Below are 18,869 nucleotides of genomic sequence, written 5' to 3'. Positions count from 1 at the left end.
AAAAAATGTCAATCCTGCTCCACTTTCACAATGTAGGTTCCTGACATATCATCTTCAAAGACAATGCTTCCCAGACTCTGAAGAACACGGTCATTAAGCTCTGTTCCGTATTTTTCTTTTTCCTGTCCTCCTACAAAGATATAGGAAATATCATAACGGCTGATCAGTTTTTTTACCGTCTCTGCATCTGTAGATGTATAAATAGTCTGGATGTCCGCACTTTTTTCATTGAGGTCAGGTACATTATTTCTCCAGAGCCATTCATGCACATACCATCCCAGTACGGTCGGAAGCCCCGTAGATGCAGAAACTCTCTCATATCCGGTATAGCTGTCCCCGTTAGCCTCGAGCACCACAGGAGAGCCTTTGATATTCTGCTTCAGCCAGCGGATTGCCGACGCATCCTGAGGAAAATCCTGCTCAAGAAATGTAGTTGCATCCAGTCCCTGATACTCCGAAACCTTCCAGACATCCCCAAACCAGGAATGTACGGAATTTCCGAAATAGCCCACGGTCCAGAGCAGTACAAAAAGCCCCACACCTGAAAGGATCCGGATGATCTTCTGTCTGGATATCACCAGCATACGATAAATCCCATATCCCATTGTCATTCCGAAAAGTATATATGCCTGATACGTCAGCTTGAACATAGTATTGGCTCTGGCATTTCCATTTTCATAAATATCCCGCACATATACAAGCTCCGGGATCAAAACCAGTCCGATAGCACATAAGCCCATGATCACTGCAAAAAGATCCGGAACTGTGATCGCCTCCAGCAGCCTGTAAAGACTTTTATGCTTCAGTCCCTTCATTTTTTCTGTGATGACAGACAGGATCAGCAAAACAGTAAGGAGCACCGGAAGTCCCCAGAGGATCAGAAGCTGATACCACAGTGAATGATGCTGTGCCAGTGCCACCCCCTGTACCATCGTATCAAATTTCAATGTAAAGGGCAGGATCACCAGATAAGAGAGACCTATGATCTCCACTGCCTGTACGATCGTCACTGCCAGGATCCTGATTATCTTTCCCTCAAATCGTATGATATTTGCGATCAGGACAACTCCACCGGTCACTACAAAATAGATCACAAAATCCCAGTAATTGGTCCACTGGAACATGCCAAGAAAAACGGACGCCAAAAGGATATGCGGCATCAGAAGCTGTCTCAGCCAGAAAACACTGCGTTCCTGTTTTTCAGGCTCAGGCCCTCTTTTTCGGATCATTTTCAGCCATGCATAGAGCATTCCCACCAGAAATGTCACAAACATCACATTTACCACATGGGCATGAAGATCTCCCAGAACAAAGGAATAGCATGGGAATTCATGTATGGTCTTATCACTGTCATTCACCGGATTATACCCTATGTAACGAGTTGCATCCGGGAACCAGTAGCTGGCTGTTTCTGCCACTCCCTGTATCTTCCGGATCAGCGGCAGTACACAACGGTAGACGATATAATGTACATTTCCCGCGATAGATACTGCAATACTTGCAGTAACTCCTGCTAGTGAAGGAATATATTTCTTCTTTCCATCCAGTCGTCCATACAGCCTGTCCTTCGTCATCTGACGGACCAGGGAAAACGGATATACAAAGGCAAACGCTGCCACAAAGGTACGCATCAGATTATAAGTCACTTCCACTCTGCTTCCTGTAAGCTTCGTAAGAAATACTGCAAAATACTGCCCGCCATAGTAATAATTGATGGTTCCCTGTGAATACCAGAGATCACGTGCAGGAAGAGTTTTGCTCCGCATCATGGCCTCCATGAAGCCATAATCCATAAATTTCTCTGTTCCATATGCCTGCGGCCGGAATCCTGCCAGATAAGTCCACAGCAGAAAGATTCCAAAAAACAAAAGCTCCTCCCGAAAGATCAGCTGCATCTTTCCTGACGGATAACATTCAATGCCATGCTTCAGCTGAACATGAAAAAGTACTGCACATAAAATGCCAACAGCCACAGATACTCCTACACACACTGCTGCTGTAAAAGGAAGGATTTCCACCGCTACCAGAAGCCAGGTGAGAAATCCGGTAACCGCAATGGCAAGTACCTTTGAAAAAAGCCAGCCCCGGTCTTCAAAGCCACCAAAAAGCCTTCCTGTGACCGGCATTGCCACCATTCCCATGAACAGTGCAAGCAGCCACCAGGTCCAGAATGTCCATACATCTCCTCCCAGGAGATACGCAGAAAGTACTGTCAGGAGCACTGCTGCAGTCAGCTCCGGAAATAATTCTCTGATCTTTTTTTTCATCTTTTTTCTGTTCCTCCTGTATCAGATCCTGCCCCGCAGACGGATAAAGTCCGCAAATGCCTGTCTTCCGATCTTTATGATCCGTTTCATGTTGATAGAGTTTTTTCCGGCCTGTCTCGGTCGGAATGTGATGGGGATATATTCCACATAAAGATGATGTTTTTCATAGATCACGGTCATCAGCACATTGGAAAGGAAAAATCCGCCTGGGATACGCTTCAGTACTTTGGCGAGCTGTTTTCCCTCCATCAGCCGATATGGCGTATTTGCATCTTTTACCCAGGTTCCAAAAATAAGGAAAAGCACAAGCCGCAGTATTCTTGTCACAAAAATCCTGGAAAGCCCATCCTCTCTCTTCTGCCGGTAACCGATAAGAAGCCCGCACTTTTGACGTTTTTCCCAGAACTGCCAGAATTCCTCCGGAAGTGTCTGGCCGTCTGAATCCGTCTGAAAAATATAATCGGCACCTTTTTCTACTGCGTAACGATATCCCCTGAGTATTGTTCCTCCATGTCCTTCATTCGGTTTATCGATTCCGATAAGACGGTCATGATTTTTCTGATAATTCTGTATTTTTTGGTAGGTCGCATCTTTGCTGCCATCATTCAGGATCACCAGGCGGCTGTCCCCGCCGATCCTCTCCACTACCGGATACCATTGCTCGATCACGGTCCCGATATTTTTTTCTTCATTATATGCCGGCATAATGATATATACGCTGTCATGTTTCATAGATTCTTATTCTCCCATCCTCTGAGGTATACACCAGTGGATATGTCTCCCTGATGATATCCTCACGACATTCCTGCTGTTCAAATTCCATATCCTCCTCAAACAGGATATATGTGATCTTTTCCTGTTTTACGGTAGCTTTCAGTAGCTCCGGATCATCCGTGGTATATATGAGCACTGCCTGGCCGGCACGATAGCCCGTATCGTACCCTGCAGACCATGCATAATAAGGCCATCCGCAATACAGCATGGCACCGGACATAGTGACCTCGTTCATGGTATATTCCGGTGTCAGCAGAAGATCATTTTTCTTAAGATTTGCACTGAGCCAGTCCGTCAGGCTGCTTTCCATATTTACAGTCATCCTGTGTGCGGAATCGTTGTCTCTTAAGATGATCACGTAATCATAGATCCCCGTTGCACTAAGACAGATACAAAGGACCGCTGCCGCTGCGCGACCGGCCCATTTCTTCCAGCTGTTTTTCCCTGCAAGGAAAACACATCTTACGATCCATCCCCAGAAAACTGTCACAAAGGCATAGGAAATCATCACATATTTATGATTGACATTGATGTCCGGAGTCAGAGATACCAGAAATGCAAATGCCATTGGAAGCAAACAGCCCATCAGCACTGCCCGCTGACCTCTCTTCAGAAATACTGCTGCCACGATCATTCCCACAAAGAAAAATCCACTGATCTCCACCAGATACCAGAGTACACCGGAAATGCTTTTATTGTCTGCCAGAAAGCCCCAATAAAAGGATGGACTCATAACACTTCCCGACACAAAGATCTTCGACTGCAGTTCCGAAAAAAGCACCGCCAATCCGGCACAGATCACATAATCTAGCTTACCGTCAGAAAACACTGCCAATCCGGCAAGGATCAGAAGTCCGCCGATCAGCGCAGCTCCGTTCCAGAAGGCAGTTAATCCCAGAAACAGTCCCAGAAGGATCGCCGTATCCACATTTCTGCAGATCCAGGCTTTTTTTGTAAAAAAACGGTTACGGACCCACAAAAATCCCTGCTCCTTGTGACTACATCCGGCTTCCACCCAATCCATAAAGGTCCATACCGCTACAGCTGCCATCAGAAGGCCGAAAGCCAGATGACGCTGGTTCAGATATACATTGAAATTCCATAATCCCCAGTTTTCATTGGTAGTATAACCGATAAACGCCGTATTTTCTTCCAGAGTCCGTACAAGGTCCCCCGCCTGAAGATGTTCCCACAGATAACGCCAGAACGCTGTTCCGCTGCGGAAAAAAAAGAAAACAATGGCAGCTACCCCTGCCCAGAAGCTTTTGAACATCCGGTAGCTGATCCCGTAAAGCACCATAAGAAATCCCGCCAAAGACAGGATGCTTACCAGATTATATCCCAGATCAAGACGAAGGCCCAGATACTCCAGATTTCCCACAAGGAACTGGAACATAAAATGATATTTCACATCCTGCCCGCCATAATGCGGATACTGGGTAGGAAAATTATTTCCCCGTGAAAAAGATCGCATCATTGCCGTGTGGGGTGCATAATCTCCGTATACCGAAAAGCCGGAGTACAGAATGCCGTCTTTCATATGAAAAACGTAAAACATCATCCAAGTCACAAAAACCGTCAAAATGCCAAAAAGCAGAAGCTCTTTTTTCAGGATCCATTTTCTGCTGATCATCCGTTCGGATATCACAAACATTTTTTGCTGTTTTTTCTTTTTCCACCGGAAGATTCCCGAAAGCAGCAGGATATCTACCAGAAATACGATCAGATTTCCATAAAAAAGAGGATGCTCTGCCCCCGCGCATATGCTGAACATCCAGGAAAGAATATAGACTGCCCAGGTCAGCATCAGGATTCCCATCCCAAACGCTGCCGGCAGGACCACCCATATCCTGTTTCCTCTTTCAGTTGTTTGACGCGGAAACAGACATCCTGCCATTTCCATTCCTGTTAACATACATAATATAAGATAAATGATTCCAAGCATAGGATTCTCCTTAATTCACGTAAAGTATAGCAGAATCACCTTCCTATGAAAAGGCTATTCACATTTTTTTCAATTATTTTCGTTTTCCTTCTGTTTTTTCAGATATGTAACGATTCCATCAGCCACAGCCTCTGCTACCCTTCTCTGATACTTCTCTGTCTGAAGCAGGGCGGCTTCCTCCGGATTTGTAAGAAATCCACATTCTACGATATTGATCACACCCGGACTTCTCTTCAGAAGATAATAGGTTCTGTTTCCTTTTGCCACCCGCGGCCGTGCAATGGAAAGCTTCCGGTTCATGTTTTCCTGGATCGCAAGTGCCAGTTCTTTTCCGCCTTCTGAATCCTCATAATAAAATACCTGCGGGCCTTTTACTCCGGGATCACTGTAGCTGTTCTGGTGGATACTCACAGAAAGCACCGGTTCATATTTCCGGATCTGTTCAATACGATTCTGCAGATCCTGTGCTTTCATATTTTTTGTACCATTTTCATAAAGACCTTTATCTTCTTCCCGGGTCATTACTACGGCAAGGCCTTTTTTTTCCAGGATCGTTTTTAGCTTCAGGGCAATATCCAGATTGATTCCTTTTTCCTTCAGTCCACCGATTCCCACCATTCCGGAATCCACACCGCCATGACCGGCATCCACCAGGATCACCTGATCTGCTTTTATATTTCCAGATACATCTATAAGTCTGCCTGCAGTTTCTGCCGCTTCCCATGACAGAATATAAAAACAGACCAGCATAAGAACTGCCATTGCCAATTCTATGAAATGTTTTTTCAACACAAAACACCCCCGGCATATTTATTTTAATATATGTTGCCGGGAGTGTTTTTAGCATTGTGAAGATCACAATGTTTTCTTCTGTTTATGACAGGTTTTCTGTGATCACGCTCCAGATCCCGCTGTTCTCGAATCCAAGCTTCCACTCTGCCACACCTGCCAGTTTGTATTTTTTGATCAGTTTAACCTTTTCCGCAATAGACTTAGAGTCCTCCAGCCAGATCTGGTATGTGGCACCGTCTCCTTCATAGGTTCCATAATTCTGACTTGTCTTCTTGTCCCAGTATGTTTCTGCTCCGTTATCACTGATCGTCTGCTGTGCCTGATCCATACCGATGGCCTCACTTGTCAGTGCACCGCCATCTGTAGTCTTCCAGAGCCTTGTGTAGAACGGAATCGCAAGGATCGTCCGTTGAGCCGCTACTTCTGAAAGCGTATCCTTAACCCCCTGTTCTACCCATGGCAGAGATGCCACAGAACCGGCATCGGAGCCTACGTAATGCTCATCATAGCCCATAATGATCACATAATCCACAACCTTGCCCTGCTCCGCACGGTCATAATGACTGGTAAAATCTTCCGGAACCGGATTATCTACAGACAGTACCAAATTATTGGCGTGACACTGGATAGAAAGCTCTCTTAAAAACTGAAGGAAATGGATTCCTACTCCTTCGCTCAAAGATTCAAAATCAACATTGATTCCATCCAGTCCTGCTTTCAGTGCATAAGTGATCAGCTGATTCTCCAGATTCTGCCTTGAACTGGTTTTTGAAAGAACTTCTGTGGTACTCATGTTCTCATTAAAATTATCCACCAGTCCCCATACCTTCAGTCCTTTTTCATGTGCCTGCATCACATACTCCCCAGATGCAAGACTTGAAATATTTCCGGAGTTATCTGTTACAGAAAACCAGGTTGGAGAGATCACATTCACGCCTGTCATATTCTGTACCGCATCTGCGAAATAGCTGTTTGCATCTGTGCTGGTAACCTGGTGCCATGCCAGGTTCACCGGCTCATCCATGGTAAGATATGTATAGGACTCTGTTTTAAAATCCCTTTCATAATCCGTTGTATCCACAGCACTTACTTTTTTCTTCTGAATATAACCGATGTAACCGTCATCGGTTGCCACCTGATCCCAGTCCTCTCCTTCATTCATCAGCCGGAGAACTGTATTCTTCGCCAGTTTGGAAAGGATCGGCGCCTTGATCCCGCCCCGGTAACGGATCACGGTATCTTTCTTCGTGGTCACGGTCTCCACATTGGTAAATTTGTACTGTATCGCAACCCTTGCAGGATCCTGCTCTATATAAGAATCGATATCTGTATACTTTTTTACATAATCCAGTTTCAGATAAACCGTGTCATCCTTCAGCCACACGTTTCCGTCTGCCTTATCTGAAGCCGGTTCCTCCGTGAGACTGGATGGTGTTGCATACAGTATCTTCTTGTTTTCGCTATCCCAGTAATATCTCTGATTCAAATATCCGTTCACTACATCCAGCGGAAGATATACATCTTCTCCTAAGATAAGTGCCTTCTCTTCCAGTTTCTCAGTTCCAAGTATCAACGCAGCCTCACCGTCTGCATTCTGGCCGTAGTATTCTGTCAGATCCATCTGTTTCCTGCTTGGTATAAGCTTATTGATCCCGTAAACAGCCCCTCCGGCAAGAGCGACCAGAACGATCAGCAGACCTACCACAAGGACCGGTATGTGTTTTTTTATCATGTTTTTTTCCTTTCGGTATAAAATGTCATAATTTGTTTCATTATAACATATCTTGTCTACATTTCGTTATAAAAATCGACTTTTAATAATTTTTCACAATTTCTTTAGAATTTCGGTTCCCCGTATGGTATGCATGAGTGCAGGGGATGATCGTTATCCGGGGAACCGTTTTTTCTTATGTACGGTCATTCTTTGCGAATAAGATCAAAGCTTACACAGGCGATATGGCCGTCTTCATCTTCCGTATAATCCCGCATATAGACCCCGTTTTCCGCAATCTGACAGGCTTTTGCGATTTTTTTCGGAGTGCTTGGTGCTCCATCGAGATAAAGAGAAACTCCGTTCTCACGATAAAGCTCCAGCTCCCTTCGAAGGGGTTTTGCGGATTTCTTTTTTTCCTGTGATATATTTGGCGTATCCCGACCTCCTTTCCTGGTTAGATTTTCAGAAAACACCAGCAATGGTTCTCGAAAAGCTGCAACTTCCCTGTTAGGATGATACTTGTAATAAAATATAAATAATAAAATGGGGGAAAATTTCTCTGTGTACCGACAGACTCGCCGATGAATTTCACACAGAATCCTTATCTTCAGAAAAATATGACTTTAAGTTATCGTTACTGTCTTCTTGCTTCCGGGAGGAGACAGCTTTTCTGCTTTTCATTATACCTGATTTCCCTTCAGATGCAAGTCTTTTATAAAAGAATCAGAAATTTTCTTTTTTCTCCGGTTTCTACATCTTTACATCTTGTGTATAACTGTTATATAATACAGTATGTAAAAGATTAAATTTATTTACCTATAGGATGTGATCATATGAAAATAGAAAAAATCAATGAAAATCAGATCCGCTGTACCCTGACGAAAGAAGATCTGGACAGTCATCAGATCCGTATCAGCGAACTTGCATACGGTACCGAAAAAGCCAAACGTCTCTTTCGTGATATGATGCAGCAGGCACAGATACAATTTGGTTTTGAAGCAGATAATATTCCTCTGATGATTGAGGCTATTCCTGTCAATGCCGAAAGTATTATCCTCATTATCACTAAAGTGGAAGATCCTGAAGAACTGGATACACGTTTTTCCAAATTTGCACCCTTCAAGGGCAACAAACCTTCCGATACCGTAGAGATCGATGGCGCTGACAATATCATCGATATCTTCCAGAAGCTCTGTGAATCCAAGCTTAAGGATCTTTCACAGAAACCGGAAGAAAAAAGGGCGGAAACTTCCGCCCCTCAGGCAACAGAAACTCCGGATGCATCACAGCAGCCGGCTGAGAGTTCTGTAAAGCTTATACGCCTGTACTCTTTCCCGGGGCTGGATGATGTTATTGCCGCATCTCATGGTATGAATGGTTTCTTTACCGGTGATAATACTCTCTATCGTGAAGGAGAAGACGGTGTCTATCAGCTGGTACTTCATCAGTCAGACTGTACACCTGAAGAATTTAACAAGGTCTGCAATATCCTTTCCGAGTATGGCATCGGCCGCGCATTCACACCAGCCGGTGAAGCCTACCTCAGAGAGCACTGTGCACTGATCGCTGATCATGCACTTCAGAAGCTTCTGAATATCTGACAAACCAAATATCCTACAGACAAACAAACCGCTGTCGGAATGCGATCCATATGATCTGCATTTCCCGACAGCGGTCCTTTTGTTTCAGCAAAAAAGCTTCTGTTTATTACTCACCAAGAAAATCATTGATCTGAGCTACGAGGACATCTGCGTCCAGGCCATGGACCATTGCTGCTTCTTCCAGAGATTCCATCTGTGAAGACGGGCAGCCAAGACAATGCATTCCTGCTCTCATCAGGATCGGTGCGATATTCGGGTCTACAGTGAGCAGTTCTCCGATCAGCATGCTCTTTGTAACTTTTGCCATGATTGTATTCTCCTTTACTGTTTTATCGAAATATTTCATTCCGTTCTGCTATTATAATACGAATCCGGAATGGAATCAACGGGTTACGAATTTTCAGTTTTGTTTATAAATTTATACTTGTATTCTTTATGCAGATATATTAGAATGGGAATAGAATCCCTGGTAGGGGATACATACAATACACAATTTAAAAGGAGGATATCAATTATGGCATATGTAATTTCTGACGAGTGCGTTAGCTGTGGAACATGTGAGGGTGAGTGCCCGAACGAGGCTATTTCTCAGGGAGACGAGCATTATGTAATCGACGCAGACGCTTGTGTTGACTGCGGAACATGCGCTGAGGCCTGTCCAGTTGGTGCTATCTCTGCTGAGTAATGCATCATTAGCTTGATAAGCTGCTATAATGAATGAGGCTGCCGGTTTACCGGCAGCCTTTTCTGTTTTTTTTATTCTTTTTTCCCTCACAGGAAGCTGCCGCTTCTCTTCTTGCCTGCTGCTGCCTGCGGATCGCTTCATCCAGAGAACGACACCGGTACTCTCCTTCTTTCTTTCTCTGCATTTCCTCACGGATCAGGCGTTCCATGATTTCCTGAAACTCCAGTATCTTATCGTTATCTGCTCCGCACTTCTCTGTATTCCCGGATTCCGTTTTTTCCATGAACTCCTTTTCAGATCCCGTTTTTTTCATTGGGATATCTTCAAGCTCAACAGCTTCTCCATCCAGGATCCTGATACCAGATTCTGAAAAATCCGGTGTATCTGCCTTTCTTGCCTCCGGTGGGATCAGTGTACGGATTGCTTTCAACTGAAGTCCTTTACTTTTCAGCTCATTTATTTTAAGAAAAAGCTGGATATCAAACGGTGTATAATAGCGATGTCCCAGTTCATTGCGTCCGATCCGAAGCTCCAGTTCTTCCTCCCAGTAACGCAGGACATAAGATTTCACTCCGGTCAGTGTTACGGCCTGTCTGACTGTATATCTTTTTTCCATTGTGAACGCCCCCTTATATAGAGATTCACTGCTGCTGTCTACAGTATAACCCCTGAGATCAAGAAATAGCAAGAATAATCGGTTGACATAATTTTACCAAATATGACTCTTTGCCTATATCCATAGCATCCCGAACTCCACGATCACACAGACAAAAATACAAAAGGCCATCAGGATAACTATAAGCTTTCATCCTGACAGCCTTTCATTTACCGTCTGCACGGCTCTATTTTTTCATATTTACAAACTGGGTATATCTCGGCAACCATACCAGCTCCACAGTTCCGATCGGACCGTTTCTCTGCTTGGCTATGATAATTTCCGCAATGTCTTTCTTCTCGGTATCTTTGTGATAATAATCATCTCGATAGATAAACATGACCACATCCGCATCCTGTTCAATAGCTCCGGACTCTCGAAGATCCGAAAGCATCGGCCTGTGATCCGGTCTCTGTTCCACTGCACGGCTAAGCTGTGATAACGCAATTACCGGTACATCGATCTCTCTTGCCAACGCTTTCAGCGATCGTGAAATATCTGAAATTTCCTGCTGTCTGGAATCCGATTTTCCACTTCCGCTCATCAGCTGAAGATAATCGATCATGATGATCCCTAGATTATGCTCAAGCTTATATTTTCTGCATTTGGAACGAAGCTCCGCAATGGAGATTCCAGGTGTATCATCAATAATAAGATTGGAGCCACCGATAATATCCGCTCCTTCTACCAGCTTCGTCCAGTCCTCATCTTTCAGATTTCCGGTACGGAGATTCTGGGAATCCACGTGAGATTCCATAGCAAGAAGACGATTTACCAGCTGCTCCTTGGACATCTCCAGACTGAAAATAGCCACGGTCACATCTTTACGAAACGCCATATACTGGGCAATATTCAATACAAAGGCAGTTTTTCCCATGGAAGGTCGAGCTGCGATCAGTACAAGATCGGACGCGTGCATACCGGAAGTCTTATAATCCAGATCCACAAATCCGGTCGGGATCCCGGTAACGGAGCCCTTCAGCTTGGAAGCCTTCTCAATATTGCTGACTGCATTCAACACAACCTGCTGGATTGGCACATAATCGCTGCCATTTGTTCTCTGCAAAATATTAAACAGCTTTTTCTCGGATTCCTCAAGTATGGTTTCCGTACTGTCCTTTTCCAGATAACAGGCATTGGCAACTTCTTCCGTAGTCCGTATCAGCCGACGGAGAACTGCCTTTTCGCTTACGATATTGGCATAGTATTTCACATTGGCTGATGTAGGAACTGCTGCGATCAGATCACGGACATATTCCATACTGCTGATGTCCGGCGGAAGCTCTTTCTCCTTGAGACGATTCTGCAGAGTGATCAGATCTACCGGCTGTCCTTCATTACAGAGCTCCACCATAGCATCAAAAATGATGCCGTATTGTTTTTGATAAAAATCATCACTGGTCAGGATCTCGGAAGCCACCAGGATCGCATCACGATCCAGGATCATGGATCCGATCACTGACTGCTCTGCCTCAATACTGTGAGGCAGAATCCTCTTGATCAGTGCTTCTTCCATTGATTACGCCTCTTTTACCCAGACTTTGAGACTTCCGGTTACCTTCGGATGAAGTCGTACCGGAACATTGGTAACACCCAGGTTACGGATCGGATTCTCCAGCTGGAGCTTTTTCTTATCGATATCAAGATTCAGCTGTTTTTTGGCTGCCTCTGAGATTTCTTTTGAGGATACAGAACCGAATGTTCTTCCGCCTTCACCTACCTTCAGAGTAAGGATAACCTCCTTTGTGGAAAGCTCCTCTGCAAATGCCTTGGCAGCGTCCAGGTTTTCCTGTGCAACCTTTTCTTCATTTGCCTTACGGAGTTTCAGGTCATTGAGATTCTTGGATGTAGCTTCAACACCAAGCTTTTTTGGCAGGATCATGTTTCTTGCATATCCGTCACTTACATTTACGATCTGTCCCTTTTTACCCAGGGATTTAACATCTTCCAGAAGAATTACTTTCATTTCTATTTGTCCCCTTCCTGATATAACTGGTCTATAATTTCTTTCAGCATTCTTTCGGTCTCATCCATGGTGTCTTTCACCTGTGCACCGGCAATATTCAGATGTCCGCCGCCGCCCATCCGTTCCATCATGACCTGTACATTCACTTCATCAATGGCTCTGGCACTGATGTAAACCTCATTATTATAGCTGGTAAGAACAAAAGATGCCTTGACTCCTGCGATATTGAGCAGCTCATTGGCCGCCTGTGCTCCTACAACGGTAGGACTTTCCAGACCTTCACTCGGACATCTTGCAATGGCAAAATAATCTCTGTAGATCTCCGCAGTACGAACTGCCTCCGCTCTCGCCTTATAGGAATCAATATTATCCCGGAGCATCTTACGTACACGTGTCACATCTGCTCCGCATCTGCGCAGGAATGCTGCTGCCTCAAAGGTACGCACACCCGCTCTTGTTGTAAAGTTGTTGGTATCGATCATGATACCCGCATAAATACAGTCCGCCTCAATACTTCGAAGCTTCAGCCCGTCTGCAAAATACTGCAGGATCTCTGCGATCATCTCGCAGCTTGAGGATGCATATGGCTCCACATAGGACAGAACTGCATTCTGGATCACCTCGCTGCCACGGCGGTGATGATCCAATACCACAATGGTCTTTGTCATATAGAGAAGATCCTGGCATTCGGTATAGCTTGGCTTGTTGGTATCCACCACAATTACTACCGTATTGTTATCCACCAGTTCTTTGGCCTGATTACTGTCCACAAACATGGACGGCTCATAATCCGGATTCTCCATAAATCCACTCATCAGCGGCCGAATGGATGTGGTCGGATCATTGATCACAATATGCACCGGCTTACCAAGAGTCTTACCGGCACGGTAAATACCGATCCCAGCTCCCAGAGCATCCACATCTGTGATCTTGTGTCCCATAACCACCACTCGATCCTTGGTGCTCATAAATTCCTTCAGAGCCTGAGCCTTCACTCGTGCCTTCACTCGAGTTGATTTCTCCATCTGCTGTGCCTTGCCGCCAATGTAGGTAATATTATTTTCATTTTTGATCACTACCTGATCACCGCCACGGCCCAGTGCCATCTCAATGGCAATTCTGGCATATTCATAATTCTGGATATACGTAGAAGCATTCAGACCGATTCCGATACTTAATGTCACAGCCATTTCATTTCCGATGTTAACCGTCTTAACCTCATCCAGGATATGAAAACGCTGTTCCTTTAGTGTTTCCAGTGAACTCTGGCGCATGATCAGAAGATATTTATCTTTCTCCAGTTTCTTCACAAGGCCGTCAAAGTTGGAAAAATACTTGGTGATCTTTCGGTCGATCAGTGCGATAAGCAGAGATCTTCTCACATCCTCCACGCTCTCCAGTGCTTCTTCATAATTATCCAGATAAGCCAGTGCTACAACAAGCTTGTTATCCTCATTTTTCTGGATGTATTCCTTAAGCTCTGTTTCATCATAAAGATACATGGCGATCAGACTGACATTCTGGGACATATTCTCCAGAATATCCGCATGGCTGACTACTTCACCCATAGTCACCCGCTGCATGGAAACCCGATAGATCCGATCCCCGAAATGTATACTCATCTCGGAAATTTCCGGTTCATCGGCTACAGGAAGCTTGTCCGGAGTAATATCCGGGAAAACTGTGCTGATATTTTTTTTATAAAACTGATCTCTCCCCGTGATCTCCGAAAAAATACGGTTGGACCAGATCATGCGGCCTTCCATATCCATAATGGCATAAGGAAGCGCCAGTTCTTCCAGCATCCGCTTTTCTACCACATCATACTGATTGGCAAATGCGATCATATCATTGACGATCAGCGGTTTGTGATATCGAAAAAGCTGTACTGCAATAAAAATATAGATCACAGTACCTGCAGACACCAGAATTCCGGCCTTTACACTTACAATAAACACCAGCAGATCCAGCAGCACAACCAGGACCGAAAGGTACAGCGGCCAGCGCATGAAGTGTTTCATAGGCCCCTTGAATTTAACTTTGTTGTTCATTGCTTTTTCCTGTTCTTAATGTAATTTAACCCACAAGTTATTTAACATTATACCAGATTCCTTATTATAATTCCATAGCAATGATAAAATCTGTTTCGCTCATAAGAAAGAATCCTGCATATAAAAAAACAAGGCCGCTGCCTTCAGATGACTGCTCATCTGTTTCGCAACGACCCTGTATAAGATCAGAATTAGTCCTGAACGTATGGCATCAGGGACATATGACGTGCTCTCTTAACAGCAACTGTCAGTGCTCTCTGATGTTTCGCACAGTTACCTGTAATTCTTCTCGGGAGAATTTTACCTCTCTCGGAAACATACTTTCTTAACTTTGCTACATCCTTGTAATCGATCTCGTTATTCTCTTTACCGCAGAATACACAAACTTTTTTTCTTCTGCGTCCGCCTCTTCTCTTCATCGGAGAATCTGGTCTCTCGCCTCTATTGTAAGCCATGATTGTTTCCTCCTATCTTATTCGTCTCATCTGTCTTGATCAGATGTTCTAATTGAACGGCAGCTCCTCATCAATTCCGTCCGGAATGTTCATGAAGCCGTCGGCGCTTGCTGCGCTCGGACTCGGCATAGACGGTGCAGGTGCTGCCTCTGTTCTCGGATGAGATGCTGCATAGCTGTCGCTTGATGCTTTGCTCTCAGCAAATTCCTGATCCTCAACAACAACCTCAGTCGTATAAACCTTCTGTCCCTCACGGTTCGTATAGCTTCCTGTCTGGATACGTCCCGTAACTGCAATTTTCAGTCCCTGTCTGAAATACTTTTCCGCAAATTCTGCTGTACGTCCGAAAGAAACACAGCTGATAAAATCAGCACTTGCCTCTCCGTCACGACGGAATCTGCGATCAACTGCCAGTGTATATCTGGCGATTGCCAGGGCATTTTCTCCTGCGGAATATCTTACCTCAGGATCTCTTGTCAAGCGTCCCATTAATATTACTTTGTTCATCGTTCTACCTCTCTTATGATTTCACTTAACTGAACAGGTTCTTAATGGTGTTTTCGAAAATCCGCTGCAAAAATTATGCCTCTTTCTTGACAACCAGGTATCTTAATACATTGTCCATGATGCGGACATGTCTCTCGATCTCCGCCGGGCACTGAGAATCTGCTTCAAACTGAATAAAATAGTAGAAGCCTTCATGCATTTTCTGAATCTCGTAAGCTAATTTCTTCTTACCCCATTCTTCAACTTCTGTGATCACGCCGTTGTAACGTGTGATGTAGCTTTTTGCTTTCTCAACTACAGCGTCACGTGCTTCATCCTCAAGCTTAGCGCTCACAACTAATGCTAACTCGTACTTGTTCATGCTTGTCTTAACCTCCTTATGGTCTTTTGGCCCTTTGCCTGTCAAAGAGCAAGGATATGAAATATATCACGATTGTTGATTTTATCACATCTCTCCCGTGATGTAAAGCATAATTTTATTTTTTTTCGAATTTTTTCAAATCTCGTGTATTTTTCTCAACCAGCTTACGTGCCACCATGATCTGATGTCCGCAGCCCTTGCATTTCAGGCGGAAATCCGCTCCTACGCGAAGGATCTCCCATTCTTTACTGCCACAGGGATGTGCCTTCTTCAGTGTGACAATATCTCCAACTTCATAATTTAATCCCATTTGATACTCCTCATTTTTATTTTTGCAGATCATCCCGGGTTCCCATATTTTCAGACTCTTATCTGAGAAAACACCTGCCCGATCGGTTCTTTAATAAGAAGATCCGCATATTTATCCCTCGGTGTCGGTGCCTTGTTGATCACTACCAGATGATCTCCCCGGAAATAATCGATCAGGCCTGCTGCCGGATATACTGCCAGAGAAGTTCCCCCGATGATCAGCACCTCCGCCTCTGAGATCACTCTTACTGATTCCTGGATCGTATAGTCATCCAGCCCTTCCTCATAAAGGACCACATCCGGCTTGATCATGCCACCGCAGCTACACCGCGGAACACCTTCAGATTCCTTCATATATTTAAAATCATAGAATTTCCCGCATTTCACACAATGATTTCGGTAAACGCTTCCGTGAAGCTCCAGGACCTTTTTACTTCCTGCCATCTGGTGAAGATTATCGATATTCTGAGTGATCACAGCCTTCAGCTTTCCTGTTTGCTCCATCTCCGCCAGCTTCAGATGTGCTGCATTCGGTTTTGCAGTATCACAAAGCATCTTATCTCTGTAAAATTTAAAGAATTCCTCAGGTTTTCGCATAAAAAATGTATGGCTTAAGATTGTTTCCGGCGGGTAATCATATTTCTGGTTATACAGTCCGTCCTGGCTTCGAAAATCCGGGATCCCGCTTTCTGTTGAAACACCTGCACCGCCGAAAAATACAATATTTCTGCTCTCATCAATGATCTTTTGTAATTTTTCTATCTCATTTCCCATATCATTTCCTCCCAAACTTATCCGCAAAAGCTCTACTGTGGGTTCACCGCATTCACTCTTTTTCCCTGTACCACAAAACGTGTTGCCTGATTGCCGGTACAGGTTGATAATGTAACGATCTTATCCTTCACATTGGCTTCACTTGCAGTGGCATCTGTTCTGATCTCCGAATTCTGGAACATTTTTTTCTCATATTCCAGAAACTCTTTGCCAGGTCCCTTAAATAAGGTATACGTATCGCTGTTCACAGAAGTCGTATACGCTGCAATGATCTCATACCGGTAATCTTTTTCCGGTGTGAGGATCCAGAAATATTTGCTGGCATTGTAAAGCGTCTCATCAGCTCTGTATTTTTTCAGCATTCCAAACATGGAACCATTCTTCATATTATGTCCGTACACCAGGGTATTACAATCGCTGAAATCCCTTTTGTTCTCATAATCAATAAAGATCGTTCCCGCAAAATTATAATTTTTCTCATATGTCTGGTGCAGATAAAAATTATTATCCTCTCCCTGTACCACCGGATAACTGATCTCAGGCAATGCCTCCATATAGATCCAGCCGATCACATCCTCATTGATACTCCTGAGAGAATCAAAATCAACACTCACAGGTGCTACAGGCTGTTCATCCGGCTGATTCATCTCTTCCACCTGGTCCGGATCACGTTCTGTCACTGCCATTTCGGAAATGCTGTTATATTCATCGGTTCCTTTTTTATATTCTGTATAAATATGATAAAGGTTAAAAGCTGCATAACAGAAAATACAGATTGCCACGATCAGAACGATCGTCAGAATATGATCTCCCACTGTTTTTTTCTTTTTCACCTTGTTTTTCCTGCTCATAATCACACTCCTTTAAATCTGTCAGGATCATCTGGTTTCTGTATTTATTATAAATATCCCTCCGTTTTCTTGCAACCGTTTTGTTTTTGTCCTGTTTTATAAAGAAAGAAGCCGCCTCGGAATGGGCGTCCGAAGCGGCTTGTAAGGTATGTTCTATTTCAGAACTGCTGTTATTTTCAGGCCAGTTCTTTTCCTGTAAGCATTTTGTATGCCTGGAGATATTTTTCAATAGTCTTGTCAACGATTTCCTGAGGAAGTGTCCAGTCGTTATCCGGATTGGCTTTCAGCCAGTCACGTGCAAACTGTTTGTCAAAGGATGGCTGACCATGTCCTGGTTCATAGCCTTCTGCCGGCCAGAAACGGGAGCTGTCCGGTGTCAGCATCTCATCACCGATGACCATGTTTCCGTCCTCATCAAGACCAAACTCGAATTTTGTATCTGCAATGATGATTCCCTTGCTGAGTGCATACTCTGCACATTTTTTGTAAAGAGCAATTGTATTGTCACGAAGCTTTTCTGCATACTCGCGTCCTTTTCCCGGGAAGTATTTCTCAAGATGATCGATACTCTGCTCAAAGGAAATATTCTCATCGTGATCACCGATCTCAGCCTTGGTAGATGGTGTGTAGATCGGCTCAGGCAGCTTGTCGGATTCCTTCAGTCCCTCCGGAAGCTTGATGCCACATACAGTGCCGTTCTCCTTGTAGCTTGCCCATCCACTTCCTGTGATGTATCCACGTACGATACACTCGATCGGCAGCATGTTCAGTTTACGGCACATCATGGATTTTCCTTCGAATTTCTCCTGCTGGAAAAACTCCGGCATATCCTTGGTATCTACAGAGATCATGTGGTTCGGAAGAATGTCCTCAGTCATGTCAAACCAGAATTTGGACATCTGGGTCAGTACAGCACCTTTCTTTGTAACTTCGTTATTCAGAATTACGTCAAAGCAGCTGATACGGTCTGTTGCAACCATGATCAGACTGTCTCCATTGTCATAGATCTCACGTACTTTACCTTCTTTGATTGGTTTTAATTCCTGCATGTTCTCACACCTCATCATTCGGTTATTTGATTTTTGTTTTCGACACCGTTACCGTATCACCTCACAAGCCCTCCTGTCAAGATGTCAGGCCCCTTTCAGTCATAAGTATTCGT

General features: G+C 44.3%; 20 protein-coding genes. 2 read left to right on the top strand and 18 right to left on the bottom strand.

Features of this window, described 5'->3' with window-relative positions; translation table 11 throughout:
• Window positions 1-8: 8 nt before the first annotated feature.
• The 6 genes from LKD46_RS04495 to LKD46_RS04470 form a co-directional block, all read right to left on the bottom strand.
• On the bottom strand, window positions 9-2,267 hold the full coding sequence (locus LKD46_RS04495) for a DUF2298 domain-containing protein (RefSeq protein WP_227573872.1): 2,259 nt from the start codon (window positions 2,265-2,267) through the stop codon (window positions 9-11).
• Between the two features lie 21 nt (window positions 2,268-2,288).
• The gene (locus LKD46_RS04490; protein ID WP_114002145.1) at window positions 2,289-2,999 is read right to left on the bottom strand and encodes a glycosyltransferase family 2 protein; all 711 of its coding nucleotides are present in this window, start codon (window positions 2,997-2,999) and stop codon (window positions 2,289-2,291) included.
• The gene (locus LKD46_RS04485) at window positions 2,989-4,986 is read right to left on the bottom strand and encodes a hypothetical protein (protein WP_227573871.1); all 1,998 of its coding nucleotides are present in this window, start codon (window positions 4,984-4,986) and stop codon (window positions 2,989-2,991) included. Before LKD46_RS04485 ends, LKD46_RS04490 begins: the two co-directional genes overlap by 11 nt.
• 69 nt (window positions 4,987-5,055) lie before the next feature.
• Window positions 5,056-5,778, bottom strand: a complete 723-nt coding sequence (locus LKD46_RS04480; RefSeq protein ID WP_227573870.1) for an N-acetylmuramoyl-L-alanine amidase — start codon at window positions 5,776-5,778, stop codon at window positions 5,056-5,058.
• A gap of 82 nt (window positions 5,779-5,860) precedes the next feature.
• Window positions 5,861-7,510 (bottom strand): glycosyl hydrolase family 18 protein, encoded by a 1,650-nt coding sequence (locus tag LKD46_RS04475; protein WP_118608330.1) that lies wholly within the window; start codon window positions 7,508-7,510, stop codon window positions 5,861-5,863.
• Window positions 7,511-7,695: 185 nt separating this feature from the next.
• The gene (locus tag LKD46_RS04470) at window positions 7,696-7,965 is read right to left on the bottom strand and encodes a hypothetical protein (RefSeq protein WP_227573883.1); all 270 of its coding nucleotides are present in this window, start codon (window positions 7,963-7,965) and stop codon (window positions 7,696-7,698) included.
• 360 nt (window positions 7,966-8,325) lie between these two features.
• Here LKD46_RS04470 and LKD46_RS04465 point away from each other — a divergent pair, with 360 nt between their 5' ends.
• Complete coding sequence (locus tag LKD46_RS04465; RefSeq protein ID WP_015527178.1) at window positions 8,326-9,093, top strand: adaptor protein MecA; 768 nt, start codon at window positions 8,326-8,328, stop codon at window positions 9,091-9,093.
• A gap of 106 nt (window positions 9,094-9,199) precedes the next feature.
• Here LKD46_RS04465 and LKD46_RS04460 read toward each other — a convergent pair whose 3' ends face one another.
• Window positions 9,200-9,400: a DUF1858 domain-containing protein gene (locus tag LKD46_RS04460; RefSeq protein ID WP_015527179.1), complete on the bottom strand. Its 201-nt coding sequence runs from the start codon at window positions 9,398-9,400 to the stop codon at window positions 9,200-9,202.
• Window positions 9,401-9,607: 207 nt separating this feature from the next.
• Between LKD46_RS04460 and LKD46_RS04455 the strand changes: the two genes are divergently transcribed.
• Window positions 9,608-9,778, top strand: coding sequence for a 4Fe-4S ferredoxin (locus tag LKD46_RS04455; RefSeq protein WP_015527180.1), 171 nt, complete (start codon window positions 9,608-9,610; stop codon window positions 9,776-9,778).
• Between the two features lie 46 nt (window positions 9,779-9,824).
• On the opposite strand, the gene LKD46_RS04450 is transcribed toward LKD46_RS04455, so the two are convergent.
• The 11 genes from LKD46_RS04450 to LKD46_RS04400 all read right to left on the bottom strand — a co-directional run bounded on the left by LKD46_RS04450 (window position 9,825) and on the right by LKD46_RS04400 (window position 18,756).
• Window positions 9,825-10,394, bottom strand: a complete 570-nt coding sequence (locus LKD46_RS04450; protein WP_022426424.1) for a MerR family transcriptional regulator — start codon at window positions 10,392-10,394, stop codon at window positions 9,825-9,827.
• 226 nt (window positions 10,395-10,620) lie between these two features.
• Window positions 10,621-11,949 carry a replicative DNA helicase gene (dnaB, locus tag LKD46_RS04445; RefSeq protein ID WP_015527183.1) on the bottom strand — a complete coding sequence of 443 codons (1,329 nt, stop codon included), beginning with the start codon at window positions 11,947-11,949 and terminating at the stop codon, window positions 10,621-10,623.
• 3 nt (window positions 11,950-11,952) lie between these two features.
• Window positions 11,953-12,399: a 50S ribosomal protein L9 gene (gene rplI / locus LKD46_RS04440; protein ID WP_015527184.1), complete on the bottom strand. Its 447-nt coding sequence runs from the start codon at window positions 12,397-12,399 to the stop codon at window positions 11,953-11,955.
• A gap of 2 nt (window positions 12,400-12,401) precedes the next feature.
• Window positions 12,402-14,450: a DHH family phosphoesterase gene (locus tag LKD46_RS04435; RefSeq protein WP_227573869.1), complete on the bottom strand. Its 2,049-nt coding sequence runs from the start codon at window positions 14,448-14,450 to the stop codon at window positions 12,402-12,404.
• A gap of 191 nt (window positions 14,451-14,641) precedes the next feature.
• Entirely contained in the window at window positions 14,642-14,905 is a 264-nt protein-coding gene (gene rpsR, locus LKD46_RS04430) for a 30S ribosomal protein S18 (protein ID WP_021651398.1), read from the bottom strand.
• A gap of 48 nt (window positions 14,906-14,953) precedes the next feature.
• Window positions 14,954-15,412 (bottom strand): single-stranded DNA-binding protein, encoded by a 459-nt coding sequence (locus LKD46_RS04425; protein WP_118626153.1) that lies wholly within the window; start codon window positions 15,410-15,412, stop codon window positions 14,954-14,956.
• A gap of 73 nt (window positions 15,413-15,485) precedes the next feature.
• Entirely contained in the window at window positions 15,486-15,773 is a 288-nt protein-coding gene (gene rpsF / locus LKD46_RS04420; protein WP_021977097.1) for a 30S ribosomal protein S6, read from the bottom strand.
• Between the two features lie 115 nt (window positions 15,774-15,888).
• Window positions 15,889-16,083, bottom strand: a complete 195-nt coding sequence (locus LKD46_RS04415; protein WP_227573868.1) for a DUF951 domain-containing protein — start codon at window positions 16,081-16,083, stop codon at window positions 15,889-15,891.
• Window positions 16,084-16,133: 50 nt separating this feature from the next.
• Window positions 16,134-16,856, bottom strand: coding sequence for an NAD-dependent protein deacylase (locus LKD46_RS04410; RefSeq protein ID WP_118626151.1), 723 nt, complete (start codon window positions 16,854-16,856; stop codon window positions 16,134-16,136).
• A gap of 32 nt (window positions 16,857-16,888) precedes the next feature.
• On the bottom strand, window positions 16,889-17,707 hold the full coding sequence (gene srtB / locus LKD46_RS04405; protein ID WP_118514296.1) for a class B sortase: 819 nt from the start codon (window positions 17,705-17,707) through the stop codon (window positions 16,889-16,891).
• Window positions 17,708-17,883: 176 nt separating this feature from the next.
• Window positions 17,884-18,756 carry a phosphoribosylaminoimidazolesuccinocarboxamide synthase gene (locus LKD46_RS04400; protein WP_015527192.1) on the bottom strand — a complete coding sequence of 291 codons (873 nt, stop codon included), beginning with the start codon at window positions 18,754-18,756 and terminating at the stop codon, window positions 17,884-17,886.
• Window positions 18,757-18,869 lie beyond the last annotated feature (113 nt).

Source organism: Blautia fusiformis, from assembly GCF_020686995.1.
Classification (GTDB): Bacteria; Bacillota; Clostridia; order Lachnospirales; family Lachnospiraceae; genus Blautia_A; species Blautia_A fusiformis.
This window is presented reverse-complemented; position numbering and strand designations above follow the sequence as displayed.

What these genes read in the sequence shown, in the direction of transcription:
- LKD46_RS04495 (WP_227573872.1), bottom strand. Translation starts at nt 2,267, where the DNA reads ATGAAAAAAAAGATCAGAGAATTATTTCCGGAGCTGACTGCAGCAGTG.
- LKD46_RS04490 (WP_114002145.1), bottom strand. Translation starts at nt 2,999, where the DNA reads ATGAAACATGACAGCGTATATATCATTATGCCGGCATATAATGAAGAA.
- LKD46_RS04485 (WP_227573871.1), bottom strand. Translation starts at nt 4,986, where the DNA reads ATGCTTGGAATCATTTATCTTATATTATGTATGTTAACAGGAATGGAA.
- LKD46_RS04475 (WP_118608330.1), bottom strand. Translation starts at nt 7,510, where the DNA reads ATGATAAAAAAACACATACCGGTCCTTGTGGTAGGTCTGCTGATCGTT.
- LKD46_RS04465 (WP_015527178.1), top strand. Translation starts at nt 8,326, where the DNA reads ATGAAAATAGAAAAAATCAATGAAAATCAGATCCGCTGTACCCTGACG.
- LKD46_RS04460 (WP_015527179.1), bottom strand. Translation starts at nt 9,400, where the DNA reads ATGGCAAAAGTTACAAAGAGCATGCTGATCGGAGAACTGCTCACTGTA.
- LKD46_RS04455 (WP_015527180.1), top strand. Translation starts at nt 9,608, where the DNA reads ATGGCATATGTAATTTCTGACGAGTGCGTTAGCTGTGGAACATGTGAG.
- LKD46_RS04450 (WP_022426424.1), bottom strand. Translation starts at nt 10,394, where the DNA reads ATGGAAAAAAGATATACAGTCAGACAGGCCGTAACACTGACCGGAGTG.
- dnaB (WP_015527183.1), bottom strand. Translation starts at nt 11,949, where the DNA reads ATGGAAGAAGCACTGATCAAGAGGATTCTGCCTCACAGTATTGAGGCA.
- rplI (WP_015527184.1), bottom strand. Translation starts at nt 12,399, where the DNA reads ATGAAAGTAATTCTTCTGGAAGATGTTAAATCCCTGGGTAAAAAGGGA.
- LKD46_RS04435 (WP_227573869.1), bottom strand. Translation starts at nt 14,450, where the DNA reads ATGAACAACAAAGTTAAATTCAAGGGGCCTATGAAACACTTCATGCGC.
- rpsR (WP_021651398.1), bottom strand. Translation starts at nt 14,905, where the DNA reads ATGGCTTACAATAGAGGCGAGAGACCAGATTCTCCGATGAAGAGAAGA.
- LKD46_RS04425 (WP_118626153.1), bottom strand. Translation starts at nt 15,412, where the DNA reads ATGAACAAAGTAATATTAATGGGACGCTTGACAAGAGATCCTGAGGTA.
- rpsF (WP_021977097.1), bottom strand. Translation starts at nt 15,773, where the DNA reads ATGAACAAGTACGAGTTAGCATTAGTTGTGAGCGCTAAGCTTGAGGAT.
- LKD46_RS04415 (WP_227573868.1), bottom strand. Translation starts at nt 16,083, where the DNA reads ATGGGATTAAATTATGAAGTTGGAGATATTGTCACACTGAAGAAGGCA.
- LKD46_RS04410 (WP_118626151.1), bottom strand. Translation starts at nt 16,856, where the DNA reads ATGGGAAATGAGATAGAAAAATTACAAAAGATCATTGATGAGAGCAGA.
- srtB (WP_118514296.1), bottom strand. Translation starts at nt 17,707, where the DNA reads ATGAGCAGGAAAAACAAGGTGAAAAAGAAAAAAACAGTGGGAGATCAT.
- LKD46_RS04400 (WP_015527192.1), bottom strand. Translation starts at nt 18,756, where the DNA reads ATGCAGGAATTAAAACCAATCAAAGAAGGTAAAGTACGTGAGATCTAT.